Annotated in this window: 12 protein-coding genes; 6 read left to right on the top strand and 6 right to left on the bottom strand. The window is 36.4% G+C overall.

Annotated features, from left to right (window positions below):
* Positions 1 to 68 precede the first annotated feature (68 nt).
* Positions 69 to 1,493 carry an ATP-dependent RecD-like DNA helicase gene (locus P176_RS0100615; protein WP_026752886.1) on the bottom strand — a complete coding sequence of 475 codons (1,425 nt, stop codon included), beginning with the start codon at positions 1,491 to 1,493 and terminating at the stop codon, positions 69 to 71.
* A 206-nt stretch (positions 1,494 to 1,699) separates the two neighbouring features.
* Here P176_RS0100615 and P176_RS0100625 point away from each other — a divergent pair, with 206 nt between their 5' ends.
* The 3 genes from P176_RS0100625 to rsmD all read left to right on the top strand — a co-directional run bounded on the left by P176_RS0100625 (position 1,700) and on the right by rsmD (position 3,920).
* Complete coding sequence (locus P176_RS0100625; RefSeq protein ID WP_026752887.1) at positions 1,700 to 2,440, top strand: hypothetical protein; 741 nt, start codon at positions 1,700 to 1,702, stop codon at positions 2,438 to 2,440.
* A gap of 128 nt (positions 2,441 to 2,568) precedes the next feature.
* Complete coding sequence (locus P176_RS0100630; RefSeq protein WP_026752888.1) at positions 2,569 to 3,378, top strand: DUF3822 family protein; 810 nt, start codon at positions 2,569 to 2,571, stop codon at positions 3,376 to 3,378.
* Positions 3,378 to 3,920, top strand: coding sequence for a 16S rRNA (guanine(966)-N(2))-methyltransferase RsmD (gene rsmD, locus P176_RS0100635; RefSeq protein ID WP_026752889.1), 543 nt, complete (start codon positions 3,378 to 3,380; stop codon positions 3,918 to 3,920). The genes P176_RS0100630 and rsmD overlap by 1 nt, the downstream gene beginning before the upstream one ends.
* Here rsmD and P176_RS0100640 read toward each other — a convergent pair.
* From P176_RS0100640 to P176_RS0100655, 4 genes are all read right to left on the bottom strand, one after another.
* Entirely contained in the window at positions 3,917 to 4,546 is a 630-nt protein-coding gene (locus P176_RS0100640) for a hemolysin III family protein (RefSeq protein ID WP_026752890.1), read from the bottom strand. The two genes, rsmD and P176_RS0100640, sit on opposite strands and share 4 nt — an antisense overlap.
* Positions 4,546 to 5,235, bottom strand: coding sequence for a DUF4294 domain-containing protein (locus P176_RS0100645; RefSeq protein WP_026752891.1), 690 nt, complete (start codon positions 5,233 to 5,235; stop codon positions 4,546 to 4,548). Before P176_RS0100645 ends, P176_RS0100640 begins: the two co-directional genes overlap by 1 nt.
* Positions 5,236 to 5,420: 185 nt before the next feature.
* Positions 5,421 to 9,068, bottom strand: coding sequence for a M1 family aminopeptidase (locus P176_RS0100650; RefSeq protein WP_026752892.1), 3,648 nt, complete (start codon positions 9,066 to 9,068; stop codon positions 5,421 to 5,423).
* Positions 9,069 to 9,095: 27 nt separating this feature from the next.
* The gene (locus P176_RS0100655) at positions 9,096 to 9,983 is read right to left on the bottom strand and encodes an ATP-binding cassette domain-containing protein (protein ID WP_026752893.1); all 888 of its coding nucleotides are present in this window, start codon (positions 9,981 to 9,983) and stop codon (positions 9,096 to 9,098) included.
* Between the two features lie 124 nt (positions 9,984 to 10,107).
* Here P176_RS0100655 and P176_RS0100660 point away from each other — a divergent pair, with 124 nt between their 5' ends.
* The gene (locus P176_RS0100660) at positions 10,108 to 11,196 is read left to right on the top strand and encodes a M42 family metallopeptidase (protein ID WP_026752894.1); all 1,089 of its coding nucleotides are present in this window, start codon (positions 10,108 to 10,110) and stop codon (positions 11,194 to 11,196) included.
* Positions 11,197 to 11,321: 125 nt separating this feature from the next.
* Here P176_RS0100660 and P176_RS20320 read toward each other — a convergent pair whose 3' ends face one another.
* A complete protein-coding gene (locus tag P176_RS20320) occupies positions 11,322 to 13,712 on the bottom strand; it encodes a DUF4397 domain-containing protein (protein ID WP_026752895.1) in 2,391 nt (796 codons plus the stop codon).
* Positions 13,713 to 13,913: 201 nt separating this feature from the next.
* On the opposite strand from P176_RS20320, the gene P176_RS0100670 reads away from it, so the two are divergent.
* The gene (locus P176_RS0100670; protein WP_026752896.1) at positions 13,914 to 14,474 is read left to right on the top strand and encodes an NUDIX domain-containing protein; all 561 of its coding nucleotides are present in this window, start codon (positions 13,914 to 13,916) and stop codon (positions 14,472 to 14,474) included.
* A gap of 3 nt (positions 14,475 to 14,477) precedes the next feature.
* Positions 14,478 to 15,158, top strand: coding sequence for a PrsW family intramembrane metalloprotease (locus tag P176_RS0100675; protein ID WP_026752897.1), 681 nt, complete (start codon positions 14,478 to 14,480; stop codon positions 15,156 to 15,158).
* The last annotated feature ends 12 nt before the right edge of the window (positions 15,159 to 15,170 follow it).

Below are 15,170 nucleotides of genomic sequence, written 5' to 3' on the forward strand. Positions count from 1 at the left end.
AAATTTCTTTTCTCTTGATCTGTCTTTAAATATTTTGCGTTCTGATCATTTCAATAGAGTCAAACGGTTTATTCCTCAAAAAATTCATCTTTAAAACCTATGAGATACAACTTTTCTTTAGCTCTGGTAATGGCTGTATAGAGCCATCTTACGTAGTCTCTATCTATACCATTTGGCAAATAGGGTTGCTCCACAAAAATAGTCGTCCATTGGCCACCCTGTGATTTATGACAAGTAATGGCATAAGAGAACTTAACCTGGAGCGCATTAAAAAAGGAGTTGTTCTTTGTCTTTAAAAATTTCTTATAGTTTGAAGATTCTTCTTCGTAGTCTTTTTGCACTTCCAAATATAGCTTATTACTATCTTCATAAGTAAGGGATGGGGTTTCGGCTTCTATGGTATCCAATAAAAGGACTGTTTCAAGAGGTTGCATTTTAGGATAATCTACCATTTTGATTTTTACTTCGGCAAATCTAAATCCATACAGCTCCTTAATTGCAAATATTTCTAATACTTGAATGATATCTCCATTGGCAATAAAACCAGCTTCAGTTGTGGGTTTGATCCAAAAATAATTATTCTTAACCACCATCAGGAAATCGCCTACTGTTAGCTCATTCTCATTAAATAATATACGTTGTCTTATATTTTGATTATAAAGATTAGCGCGTTTATTACTTCTTACGATTACGGCAGTTTCTTCATGGCCGTTTTCAGAATACGAATCATTGATAGCGTCCATGATTTCGTAACCATCAATGAGTCTAATAATATCTTTAAATCCTCTAATGTCAAATTTAAAAGATTCAAAAAACTCATCATGAAGCACTTCTCTCAAACGGGTAGCATTAACAAGAATACCTGAATCCTGCTCTTGTCTGACCACTTCATCAAGCTCAATGCTTGTCACCCGCTTATTGTAATTAAGCTCTAATAATTGACTATCTAAGGCAGGAGAGACATCGGCCTTAACCGGTGGTAACTGCGCCTTATCTCCTATTAATAACAATTTGCATTTAACACCAGAATAGACGTATTGCATTAAATCATCTAATAAAGACGTACTTTCAAAACTGCGAGAATCGGTAGAAACATCTGGAATCATGGATGCCTCATCTACTATAAATATGGTGTTTTTATGCTTATTGGGCTGTAAGGTGAATTTAACGCCACCTCCTTTATCTTTTTTAGGAAAATAGATCTTTTTGTGGATGGTGAAAGCTTCTTTCTTTGAATAATTAGAAATCACTTTTGCTGCACGTCCTGTAGGCGCCATTAATACTGCACTTTTTTTGACCTCCCATAAATTAGAAACTAAGGTTCCTACAATACTTGTTTTTCCTGTACCTGCATACCCTTTTAAAAGGTAGATGGATTTTTCGTCGTCATTAAGAACAAATTTTGATAAATGCTCTAAAACGACATTTTGTTTTGAGGTGGGTTCAAATGGAAATTTACGCTTGAGAAGTTTATAAAAATCTGAGGGAGTCATTAATAGCAAAATTTTGTAAAGCGCTTGCAAGATAAGGTTAAATGCTTAGACCAATAAATGCAAGGGGAAGAACAAATTTCTTGTTTAAATATGGAAGTATTTTTATATCTTTCCCCTTTATTTGAATTTTCGCTACAATGTTTTTAGCATTGGAAAAAAATTGTAGATTTGTCAAACTCCTAAATTAAAAAATAAAAACACTAACTATGTTAAACGTTATTCTTGTTGTTGTAGGCCTTATTTTCCTTACAATATTAATCGTTTGGTTAATAGATAAGTTCGTACCAAAAGGACTTAAACCAGTACTAAATTTAGCCTTATGGGCTTTAATCATCTTTTTAGGCTACCTCACATTCAACTCAGTTTATGGAGAAATTAAGTTTAATAAATTAAAAGAAGATCGCTATAAAAAGGTAATTACCAAACTTCAAGACATTAGAGACGCGGAGTTAGCCCATAGAACAGTGACTGGAACTTTTGCTGGAAACTTTGATGATTTGATTAAATTTATTGATACTGCTCAATTTACCATTACACAACGTCGTGACTCTACCATTATTGATGAAGAATTAACCCGTCGTTTTGGAGGTGTAGAAACCACTAGAGATATCGTTATTACGGATACTTTAGGAACTGTATCTGTTAGAGATTCACTCTTTGGCGCAGATAAAAGATACCAAACGATGATGAACTTACCAAAAAACATTGGTCCGGCATCAGGCGAAAAATTTGAATTAAAGGCAGGTAAATTACCAGATGGCAACATTCCTGTTTTTGAGGCCTCAGTTAAAAAGTCTATTATATTACAAGATCAAGCGCCTAATCTCATATCTAAAGAAGAAGAGGTCATGTCTGTTGATGGCGTTAGAGGACCAACCCTTAAAGTAGGTTCTATGGATGAAGCTGACACCACCGGTAACTGGCCTAAGAATTTAGCCAATAACTAGACATATAATTTTAGGTTTTGGTTGTTACAATTGACCAAAACGGAGTGATCAATATAACATTCATTTAATAGGCCTCAATACAAGGTCACCAAAGAAAGTATACAATTTGGAATTAAATTTGACATAGATTGAAAACACAACCAGTAAAAGACCTGTCCATTCAAATTCATTTGAATGGACTTTCTTTTTGCATATTAAATAAAGAAAACGCTACTGTTGAATTTTTAAAACACGTTCCTTTTGAAAAAAAAGAAACGCCGCATGAGCTCCTGCATCGCTTAAAAACAGCCATTGATACCCATTCGGTTTTTGAGCAATCATTTCAAAATGTAATTTGTATTTTTCAGAATGATTTATCCTGTTTAGTCCCCAAAACCTTATTTGATGAAGCTTTTTTGGCCGATTATTTAAAATTTAATGCCAAGATTCTCAAGACTGACTACATTACTTTTGACGAGATTTCTAATGTAAATGCGGTTAATGTGTATGTGCCATTGGTCAATATCAATAATTATCTATTTGATCTCTTTGGAAGCTTTGTTTTTAAACACAGCTCGACAGTGTTGTTGGAAAACCTCATTTATCAAGCTCAATCCAATCAAGATACTCAATTCTATGTGCATGTTAACGCCCAATCGTTTGAGCTCATTATCATAAAAAATAAAGAATTACAATTTTATAATACCTTTCAATATCACACCAAAGAAGATTTTATTTATTACCTCCTATTTACAATTGAACAACTCGATTTAGATGTGGAAACTTTAAAGCTTTGGTTCTTAGGTGAAATTAGAAGAGAAGACGATCTTTTTAAGTTAACTTACAAATACGTTCGATTTGTAGACCTTTTAGATTTTAAAACCGAATTTAAATGTGACGACACTATCGAACAATCAAATTTACTCCAGCACTATATGCTTTTAAACAGTTTTAACTAATGCGAATTATTTCAGGAGAATTTAAAGGAAGACGAATTACTGCACCAAAAAAGTTACCAGTACGTCCAACCACCGATATGGCGAAAGAATCGCTTTTCAATATTTTGAACAATCATTATTATTTTGATGATATCTCTGTATTGGATTTATGTGCTGGCACGGGAAATATCAGTTATGAATTTGCATCTAGAGGTGCTAAAGACATCACCTCAGTAGATGAAAATTACGGCTGTATTAAATTTATCAATGAAACTGCAGAAGCCTTCGGAATGACCATCAATACCATTAAAAGTGATATTATGAAGTATTTGGAACAAACCCAACAACAGCATAATGTTATTTTTGCTGATCCTCCTTACGACTGGTCTACTGAAGAGTTTTCTAAAATCGCCAAATTAGTCTTTGAAAATAAACTCTTAAAAGATGAAGGCATGCTTGTGATTGAACATTCTAAGCATACAGACTTATCGACTGCAGATCATTATTCTCATTCTAAGCTTTACGGAAGTAATGCCTTTAGTTTTTTTATTGCTGAAGATTAAGCAATCACAAAAAAATAAATCATTAGAAAGTGACAGATGGCACCAGCTAAAACAAAAAAATGCCAGATCACGTGATTAAAAGGTATTTTTTCTATAGCATAAAAAATAATGCCAACGGTATAGAAGGCTCCTCCTGCAAACAGCAGAGATAGCCCCTCATTTGGCATACGCTCTGATAAAGTGGAAAAGTCAAAGACAATTAACCAACCCATAATTAGATACAATAAGGTAGAAAATGTCTCAAATCTGCCCGTAAAAAATAGCTTTAAAATCAAACCAAAGGCAGCAATGCCCCAAACCACATAAAATAAAATCCAACCTAAACTATCGGGAAGGGTCAACAAAAGAACGGGCGTATACGTTCCAGCTATTAGCAAGTATATGCTAATGTGGTCTACAATTCTAAAATAGTGTTTTCTTTGTTCTCCTTTAACGGCGTGGTAAAAGGTGGATGCTAAAAAAAGAATGATGATAGAAACGCCATAAATCACAACACTAAATAAAGCGAATGGGGATTCTTTCCGAAGAAATATAACGAGTAATATTAAACCAATAATTCCTAGTACCGCACCAGCACCGTGGCTCCAAGCATTTAATTTTTCTTCAAAAGCCGTTTGTACTCGCATTATTTTTTTGATTCTGTAGAGGCCTTGTTACTCAGCCATTTATCTGTGAGGTCGTAAAAATCAAAGACTATGGCAGGTTCTTGACGCTCCAATAGACGTTGTTGAAAGGCTCGCTCCAAAATATCCTCAATTAAGAAATCTTCTTCAACAAGCATGGGATTAAATTCCTCTTTTAGAGAAATATCAAATAGACTCGCCGTGGTATTAAACCAAAAGGCCCGCCAGCCGCTACGAAGTTCTTTAATTAAATCAAACGTTGTTGTACCTGTTTGACGATGAATCAATTTTACCAAAATTTGACCTTCTGTTTTAGTGAGTTTCTTTAATTCGGTAGAGAATTCATCTTCTATATAACTCTGAATTTTTTTAGCATATCGTTTTTGATCGCGCTTACGATCTAAGGTGGCCAGACGTTCATTTAGAGTGGTCAGTCTATCTGCTGCCAATTTAGCATAAGGATAAACTTTTAATGTTTTTCTTCTAAGAATCAAATACCTGATGCGCTCCTCCTTATTTTTGAATTTAAGTTTGTGCAGCAACAATATTTCGTGAAGGTCAATGGTCGTTTTTGGTATAGAATCGCCTTTAATATAAATATATTGAATATCGGTAGAGTCTGTTTCTACAGGTTCTATTTGAGCAGAGAGCATCACTGGAAACATGAGTAAGATGTAAACTAATTGTTTCATGTTTATAGGTGTATCCAAAATCATTCCAATACTAAAATGAAACGCAAATCTAATTATTTGTCTTCGTTCCATCCTTAAAACGGTCTTAATATTATGTTATTTGAACCATTTTAGTAAATAAGGAAAGGGTTCTCACCATTTCAGAAACGAATTCATAGTTCTGAAATGATGAAAACCCATCCCTTTTATAATTTTTGTCTGTTATCGTCAGACCTTGTATCAATCAATTTATTATAAGGGTCAACTCCAACCTCAGTAGGCTTTTCATCAACGATTATAGAAATATTATTATCGATACTCGTGATTTTATGTTTCTTTAAATACAACTCTTTTTCCTTCATCACGCCATCCACTTCATGCTCTGTAAAAATCCCAATATCAATATAGTCTTTTAATGGTAAGGACACTATAGGCTTGGTTTTTCCTTCAGGAATAAAAGAAATACTATCTCTCCCTTCTTCAGAGTAAAAACGTTTTCCTTTTTCGTCATTTCGATATTTGCTCACGTTAAATTCAATATCCACCTTGTACTTACCATTCTCCATTTCCGAAGAAGACACATCCACTACTCTATTATCATAAAGGGTTATGGTTTCAAACATATCCTTAATTACATATTGCAAGCTGTCTGGAGTGACTTCTCTAATATGATTGACCATATCTATAGAAGTGGTATACGGTGGGTCTTGAAATTTGACTTTCTCTACATATTTTTTAAGAGCATTATTTAATTTATCCTCACCAATATAATCACTCATCGCATAAAATACGAGAGATCCTTTTTGATATCGAATATAACCTTGCCCGTCGTTATACATCAGTGCATTTTCACGTTTACGTTCAAAAGTGCGCTGGGTGAGATAATCATCTAAAGACTTTTTAAGAAACTTTCGCATTTGAGGTTTCCCAAGTTCCTTTTCCAACACTTTTAGCGCTACATATTCTGATAAACTTTCAGACAGCATAGTCGCTCCCAAAACATCGGCTCCAATAACCTGGTGTGCCCACCATTGGTGCGCCACTTCATGAACCGTGATGGCATAGGTATAATCGATCCCTCCTTCTTCACTATCATCTACATTGGCAATAAAACCGGCATCACCTGCAAATGGAATGGTATTAGGAAAGGACTGCGCAAAACTTCCGCTAGGAAACTCCACAATACGCAGTTGACGGTGTTGATACGGACTAAAATTCTCAGTGTTATAAGCCAATGAAGCTTTCATCCCTTCCATCATTCGATCTAAGTTGTATTCATGACCTTTATGGTAATAAATTTCTAAATCAACATCGTTCCATTTGTCTTTTTTTACTTCATATGCTGCAGAATTAAACGCGTAAAAATTTAAGATTTTACTGTCCATTTTATAATTAAAATAGCGACGCCCGTCCTCTTTCCATTCTTTTTGAAGATATCCTGGAGCAATGGCAATTTGATCTTCGGAAGTACTAACCGTGGCCTCAAAATCGATCCAATCACTATCTTTTGAAATGTAAGTATTCCCTAATGCCGTAGAATCTGAAGGATTTGGCTTAAGATCATTTGGCGGTAAATCATACTTTTCACGAGTTTTGTCGTCTGTTAACTCTCCACCGCTATATCCTAAGTTTGGAAAAAGTTCCATGTTATTTACAAACGTCCCGTTACTTACAATGGGTGAATACGTTTTAAATAAGGTATTGGGCTTATTCTTAATCTCAAAATGCAAGGTCATGCTATCACCGGGCATTAACGGACTCTTAAGTTCATATATATCAAAATTGAAAATAGTATCTTCTAAGACCAAGCTATTTTCCTTATCAAATGTAAAGGTACTTGGATAGTCATTATGGTTAAGAAAAATACTATCGATAGGCGTTTCTGTTTTATTCACCATCATATAATCTCCAGCGGCCTTGAAATCTCTTTGCTTCGGAAAAAGATCCAAATCCAACTTAACCGAAATGATTCTGGGTTGATTGTAATCTTCGTATTTTTTATAGGTTTTTTCCCATTTCACTTGTAATTCTTCACGTTCCTTTGAAGAATAGCTCTCATTTTCCTGATTGGTTTCTTTATAAATGGTGAACCCCAATGATAAAAAGGCAATTAATAATACAGCGGCAGATATAGCTATGGGCAATTGAAATCTCGATTTAGCTATTTTGAGTCGCTCCCTAAATGAATTTGGCAAACCACGTACCCAAAATAAAGCAGTAACGATCAACAATAATAAGCCTGCTAAAAACCAATAGCCTTTGTAGAGCAAGTATCTGCTTAAAGAATCTCCGTAACCATTCATATCATTATAATCAAATCCTGGTCCTTCATTATATTTAAAAACAGGCTGTTCTACTCCTGCTAATGATAATAATGGGATACCAATAGACAACACAATAAGCACAAACAGTCCCAAATAAGGGTTTCTAATCAGGGTTTGCACCATAAGTGCCAAAAAGGCCCATATCATATAATTGATAAACTTTAAACCAAAAAGTTCTTTGATGTAGAGACCAATTTCAAAGTCATAATAGCCTTGATACATTTGGAACAATATTCCTGCAACCATAACTACAGATAACAAGAGTAATTGCATCTTTATTATGGCAATAAATTTGGACATAAACAGCGTCCAGTTTGGCACTGGAGTTACATCTACAATACCGTTCATGTTCGCAGTTTTGCTCCGGTTTACCAACATTCCTGCATATAAAAATGCACAAATGTTTATAGCAATTACAAAGGCACCACCACCTTGTAGCATACGCCAAGTTTTGGGATAGGTAGGCGTAGCAAAAGGATTACTGAAATCTGAAAGTGCAATTAAAACAATAATAAGTCCAACCAGCACAATACTTATAAATGGCCAACTTTTTACGATATATTTAAAATCAATAGTTGATAGTTTCCACGTCGTTTTTAAATTTTGAACCCACGAGTAATTAAAATTAACCTTAGGAAGATTGATTCTGGTAATGCCACCAAAATTACGCTTGGTGGAGCGTTCTCCTTTTTCTTTTTTGAAGAGTGAAATAGTCATCGCATTTTGACTAAAGCTGAAAAACTTATAGACCAAGCCAAAAACAATACTGGCCACACCTAACCAAATCAATCGATTATAGAGAATCACCTCTTTAATAGGAATGTGAAGTTCATTTTGTTCGGCAACCGTCCAATATCTCGTGTAATACGCAGAAGCTGCACCTCCAAAAGGATCTAATAAAGCAGACAAGTATCGATTATCTGGATCAGACAATAAACTTTCTGTAAATCCCTGAACGAATAGTAAGAGAATAACAGTGATAAAACCTGCAGCGACATTTCTTGTAAACGTCACTACAGCAAAAATTATAGCTCCAAAGAGCAAAATATTTGGTAAAATAAATAGCCAATAGGCGTCAAAATAAGACTTGATGTCAAAAGCGCCTACGATGTCTGCATTGGTTCCTGGCAATCTAAAACCAATAAACATACCCACGCCAATAGTTAGCACAATACACGTGACAATGGTGATGCCACTAAAAAATTTAGCAAATAGATAATTGGCTTTTGTAAATGGGTAGGAATACAAAATGGTATGCATATCGCTTTTAAAATCACGATAAATGGTAACACCAATGATGGATGGAAATAGAAAGAAAATAAAAACAGTCAATCCGTTAAACATATTGGTAACGCCTAAAGGTGCATTAACAATTCTCGAAGATCCTGTTGTTGCGGTAATACTATCAAAAATTCCTGCGGAAGTAGCCGCCAAGAAAAGCGCGAGCAGAAAGAAGATGGCCATGTAAATATAAAAGGCTGGCTTCTTTAGCCAATATTTAATTTCGTGAAAAAATATGGTAGAAAACATAAGTTGGTTTTAAATTGAAGAAAAAAATTAGCTTAATACAGGCTCGTCTTGTTTTAAAGCAATAAAATACACATCGTCTAATTGCGGTTCAGCGGCCTTAAACGCCACATCAGGTTGTTCAGGAGCGTGTACTCTTATATTTAGTGAATTGTCTTCATTATAATTTGAAGACAGTACATTAAACTGGGCTTCATGAGCCTCAAGATCGTCTCGGTCTATAATTTTAGTCCAAATTTGACCAATCAGCTCCTTTCTTGCTTGACTTGGTGTTGCTTGTTTTAAGATGCGTCCGCCATTTAATATGGCCATGTCATTACATAATTCTTTAACATCTTCAACAATATGGGTTGAGAAAATCACGGTACAGTTGGTGCCTACTTCTCTTAACACATTTAAAAATCGATGACGCTCTGCGGGGTCCAACCCTGCAGTAGGCTCATCTACAATAATTAATTTTGGATTGTTAAGCAACAATTGCGCAATACCAAAACGTTGTTTCATACCTCCAGAGTAACCGGCCACATGTTTTTTTCGTACATCGTAAAGATTTGTAATATCCAAAACCTCTTTAACCAGAGCTTGTCTTTCCGTTTTAGAACTGATGCCCTTAAGCGTTGCAAAATAATCCAGCAAATCTTCCGCAGACATCTTAGGATACACTCCAAAGGATTGAGGTAAATATCCTAGCACTTTTCGTAGTGCCATTTTATCTTCTAAAACGTTGATCTCTCCAAAAGTGACGGTTCCAGAGTCTGGACTTTGTAAAGTAGCAATAGTTCGCATCAATGAAGATTTACCAGCACCATTAGGGCCTAGCAAGCCAAACATGCCTGTTCCTATAGTTAAGTTAAGGTCATCAATGGCTTTAACTCCATTTTTGTAAGTTTTTGTGAGATTTGTAATGACTAGCTTCATGATTTTCGTTTTAATGTAAAATGTGTTTGGGTATTGGTGTAAAAATAACCGATTTTGTTACAGAAATAGTTTCGAAGTCTTCAAAATCCCATTATTTTTACGGAAAAGCAAACACAATACATTTATGGCTACAAAAAGCATACTCAATAAAAAATCATTAGAATTCTTAGAAAACTACCTCAATAATGCTGCTCCAACAGGTTATGAATGGACTGGTCAAAAATTGTGGATGGACTATCTCAAACCTTATGTGGACGAGTTTATTACTGATACCTATGGAACTGCGGTAGGCATCATCAACCCAAAGGCCAAATACAAGGTCGTTATTGAAGGACATGCCGATGAAATTTCTTGGTATGTAAATTATATTTCTGACAATGGAATGATTTACGTCATTCGTAACGGTGGTAGTGATCATCAAATTGCACCAAGTAAGATTGTAAATATTCACACAAAAAATGGCATTGTTAAGGGTGTTTTTGGCTGGCCAGCTATCCATACAAGGGACAAATCGAAAGAAGAAGCTCCAAAACCAGAAAACATATTTATAGATTGTGGTTGTAATACTAAAGAAGAAGTGGAAGCATTAGGCGTTCACGTAGGTTGTGTGATTACGTATCCAGACACTTTTCATATTCTTAATAAGGATAAATTTGTATGCCGTGCTTTAGATAATAGAATGGGCGGATTCATGATTGCAGAAGTAGCCAGACTCTTAAAAGAAAACAAAAAAGAATTGCCGTTTGGATTGTATATCACCAATTCGGTACAAGAAGAAATAGGATTACGAGGCGCACAAATGATTACCGAGCGCATCAAGCCAAATGTTGCTATAGTCACAGATGTGACCCATGACACCACCACACCAATGATCGAAAGAAAAAAAGAAGGTGAATTGCAAATGGGTAAAGGACCTGTAGTTGCTTATGCGCCTGCTGTACAGCAAAAATTACGTGATTTGATTACAGATACTGCTGAAAAGAACAAGATTCCTTTTCAACGTTCTGCTTTGTCAAGAGCTACAGGAACTGATACAGATGCCTTTGCATATAGTAACGGTGGTGTGGCTTCTGCCTTAATCTCTTTACCATTACGTTATATGCATACCACTGTTGAAATGGTGCATCGTGATGATGTCGAAAACGTGATTAAAATGATTTATGAGACGTTGTTGAACATCAAGGATGGCGATACGTTCAGCTATTTTGATTAATACTTCTGTTAATCTGTCAAATAGAATAGATTAAGTATTCTACAACAGAAATCATGATAAATTTATAAAATAAAAAAGCCTTGAAATAGTTCAAGGCTTTTTCATATCACATATTTGGAGAACTTCTAATGCATAACATTTATTTTCACAGATTCACTTCCATTGCTGTTTGAAATCTTAAAAATATATGTGCCGTTAGACAAATCTTTTACAGATATCTTATTCACCATTTTTAAAGTCTTATTGAAAACAGTTCTACCAGACATATCAAAAACATATAATTCTGATTCGATATCTTTTTCCAAATTAATATTCAGATAATCTTTTACAGGATTTGGAAAGACATCAATTGCAAAATTCTCGAAATTAAGAACACTTAGAGAAGTTGTCGGTAACTCCACAAGTGCGCCGCCAGCTGCGGTAGCCGCCCATAATCCAAATGCAGGTCCGTCACTATTGGCACTTGGATCTAAAAAACCACTGGCCAATACCGTAATTGCAGCATCGTCCAACATCAAGGTACTCAATGGAGCGCTGTACTCCTCAACCACTGTTGCCCCATCTGCTGTGCTCACGTTGATGATATAATCTGCCGTTGGAAGTTCAAGATAATCCATTGCAAATTCAGGAAAGGAGATATCATCTACCAATACCGATGGTCCTGTAACCTCGTTGATATCGACCGTTGGAGCATCTGTGGCCCCATGATGAACCAAAATATCGGTGTTGCCAGTTTGTGAGGCAGCTTCTCTACCCATTGCATAAACCTCTATACTGAAATTCGCGTTCGCAATATAGCCTTCTGTACTTACGTTGCCGTCTGCCACCAAGATATAGGTCTCTCCATCTGCCAAGGTAGGATTGATCTCATAAATGAAGTCAGCACTTGAAGTACTTGTTCCCGGGGCAACCTTAATGTTTATTGGTGTTGCCGCAGGTGCATCTATAAATGGTGTTGCCGTTCTAAACTCAAAATCATCAAGTAATATCTCGTCATTTAAATAGACGTCAACTGTTTGAGCCGCTAAATCGGCAGAATTGTGAATGACCTGTACTCTGGCCATTTCATCTTCTTCTGTTACGGGTAACTCCACAAGTGCGCCACCAGCTGCGGTAGCCGCCCATAGCCCAAATGCAGGTCCGTCACTATTAGCACTAGGATCTAAAAAACCACTGGCCAAGACCGTGATGGCAGCATCGTCCAACATCAAGGTACTCAATGGAGCGCTGTACTCCTCAACCACTGTAGACCCATCTGCTGTGCTCACGTTGATGGTATAATCTGCCGTTGGAAGTTCAAGATAATCCATTGCAAATTCAGGAAAGGAGATATCATCTACCAATACCGATGGTCCTGTAACCTCGTTGATATCGACCGTTGGAGCATCTGTGGCCCCATGATGGACCAAAATATCGGTGTTGCCAGTTTGCGAGGCAGCTTCTCTACCCATGGCATAAACCTCTATACTGAAATTCGCGTTCGCAACATAGCCTTCTGTACTTACGTTACCGTCTGCCACCAAGATATAGGTCTCACCATCTGCCAAGGTAGGATTGATCTCATAAATGAAGTCAGCACTTGAAGTACTTGTTCCCGGGGCAACCTTAATGTTTATTGGTGTTCCCGCAGGTGCATCTATAAATGGTGTTGCCGTTCTAAACTCAAAATCATCAAGTAATATCTCGTCATTTAAATAGACGTCAACTGTTTGAGCCGCTAAATCGGCAGAATTATGAATGACCTGTACTCTGGCCGTTTCATCTTCTTCTGTTACTGGTAACTCCACAAGTGCGCCACCAGCTGCGGTAGCCGCCCATAGCCCAAATGCAGGTCCGTCACTATTAGCACTTGGATCTAAAAAACCACTGGCCAAGACCGTGATGGCAGCATCGTCCAACATCAAGGTACTCAATGGAGCGCTGTACTCCTCAACCACTGTTGCCCCATCTGCTGTGCTCACGTTGATGATATAATCTGCCGTTGGAAGTTCAAGATAATCCATTGCAAATTCAGGAAAGGAGATATCATCTACCAATACCGATGGTCCTGTAACCTCATTGATATCGACCGTTGGAGCATCTGTGACCCCATGATGAACCAAAATATCGGTGTTGCCGGTTTGTGAGGCAGCTTCTCTACCCGTTGCATAAACCTCTATACTGAAATTGGCGTTCTCAACGTAGCCTTCTGTACTTACATTACCATCTGCCACCATAATATAGGTCTCACCATCTACCAAGGTAGGATTGATCTCATAAATAAAGTCAGCACTGGAAGTACTGTTTCCTGGAGCAATCTTGATGTTGATGGGGATCCCCGCAGGCGCATCTGTAAATGGTGTTGCCGTTCTAAACTCAAAATCATTAAGGAATATCTCATCATTTAAATAGACGTCGACTGTTTGAGCCGCTAGATCTGCAGAATTATGAATAGCTTGTACTCTGGCGGTTTGACCAAAACTACATAACGCTATAAAAATTACGAAAATTGTTAAAAAAAAGTCTTTTTGTTTCATAATAATCTGTTTTTTAATGGTTTTCTATAAAATTAATTGATAAATCATAAACTCATATTTAAAATTTTGTTAAACTTTTTTGTTAAAACATTAAACAATAGAGAGTAAACAAATCTCAAATTTTATACTAAGAACTGATTTTAATACTGATATTTGTGTATCTAATAGGATACACTAAAAGCGACATTCTGAAATTTCAACATGGAGGATTTAATTGACGTTCTCACCAAAACAGGGCAGCCCACGGGTGACATAGCTCCAAAATTACAGGTACACCAAAAAGGCTTATACCATAACACGGCTCATATTTGGTTTTATACGGCCGATGGTGATATTCTGCTTCAACAGCGTTCTGCAACTAAAACTATTTGTCCTTTGCTTTGGGATGTTTCGGTAGCTGGACATGTAGATGCAGGAGAGACTGTAAGGCAAGCTGCAGTAAGAGAAATTAGAGAGGAAATTGGAGCCCATATTTCAGAAACCGAGTTACAAAAAATCGGCGTATTTCAATGTTTCAATAGTTATCCCAACGGTTTGTTGGATAATGAATTTCATCATACTTTTATTGCCAAAACCAAAGTGAAGTTAGAAGATTTTGTGCCTCAAGAAACAGAGGTTGAAGCCTTAAAATACGTTAGTATTGCTCAATTTCATGACATTCTAAAATCCATAGGGAAAAACAATCATTTTGTACCAACCAATAAAACCTATTATCAATTTGTCATAGACCGCATCGTCCAGGCGATTGAATCAAACTTATAGATGATCAATTTACTACTGCTAGCCATCGCCCCTGTCTTTATAGTCATCACCTACATTTACTATAAAGATCTGTATGAGAAAGAACCTATTGGTCTAATGTTGGTAAGTTTCCTTTTGGGAGCCATCGTAAGCATTATCATTACTACTTTAATCTATTCTGCGACCGATATTGTAGTTCCGCTGACAGATGAATTTAGTGTCCCTCAGCAATTTTTCAAAGCCTTCCTCATTGTGGGGCTTACTGAAGAATTTAGCAAATACATTATCGTTCGATTTTTTAACCAACCTAAGAAAGACTTTAATGAGCCGTTTGACGGTATCGTGTATGCCGTCATGGTATCTATGGGCTTCGCCGCAACAGAAAACTTATTTTACGTTATGCAAGGCGGCGTTTCAACAGCTATTTTAAGAGCTTTTACGGCAGTGCCCGCTCATGCTACTTTTGGGATTTTGATGGGCTACTTTATGGGGAAAGCAAAATTTTCAAAAAATAGAATGGTCTTAAATCTCTGCGGATTAGCATTAGCAATGGTCTTTCATGGGTTTTATGATTTCTTCTTATTCATTAACTTTATTCCAGGTATATGGATTGGAGCCTTCATTTCTCTTTTTATCGGTATTATATTGTCTTGGAAGGCCATTAAAAGGCATCAGGAAGCATCACATTTTAAAATTGAGGATTAATTTACGTCGTCT

It is taken from the genome of Sediminibacter sp. Hel_I_10 (genome assembly GCF_000688335.1).
In the GTDB taxonomy this organism is placed as follows: domain Bacteria; phylum Bacteroidota; class Bacteroidia; order Flavobacteriales; family Flavobacteriaceae; genus Psychroserpens.

Bases quoted from the DNA above. Each gene is read 5' to 3' on its own strand.
- P176_RS0100645 (WP_026752891.1), bottom strand. From the start codon at position 5,235: ATGAAACAATTAGTTTACATCTTACTCATGTTTCCAGTGATGCTCTCT.
- P176_RS20320 (WP_026752895.1), bottom strand. From the start codon at position 13,712: ATGAAACAAAAAGACTTTTTTTTAACAATTTTCGTAATTTTTATAGCG.
- rsmD (WP_026752889.1), top strand. From the start codon at position 3,378: ATGCGAATTATTTCAGGAGAATTTAAAGGAAGACGAATTACTGCACCA.
- P176_RS0100655 (WP_026752893.1), bottom strand. From the start codon at position 9,983: ATGAAGCTAGTCATTACAAATCTCACAAAAACTTACAAAAATGGAGTT.
- P176_RS0100670 (WP_026752896.1), top strand. From the start codon at position 13,914: ATGGAGGATTTAATTGACGTTCTCACCAAAACAGGGCAGCCCACGGGT.
- P176_RS0100625 (WP_026752887.1), top strand. From the start codon at position 1,700: ATGTTAAACGTTATTCTTGTTGTTGTAGGCCTTATTTTCCTTACAATA.
- P176_RS0100650 (WP_026752892.1), bottom strand. From the start codon at position 9,068: ATGTTTTCTACCATATTTTTTCACGAAATTAAATATTGGCTAAAGAAG.
- P176_RS0100640 (WP_026752890.1), bottom strand. From the start codon at position 4,546: ATGCGAGTACAAACGGCTTTTGAAGAAAAATTAAATGCTTGGAGCCAC.
- P176_RS0100615 (WP_026752886.1), bottom strand. From the start codon at position 1,493: ATGACTCCCTCAGATTTTTATAAACTTCTCAAGCGTAAATTTCCATTT.
- P176_RS0100660 (WP_026752894.1), top strand. From the start codon at position 10,108: ATGGCTACAAAAAGCATACTCAATAAAAAATCATTAGAATTCTTAGAA.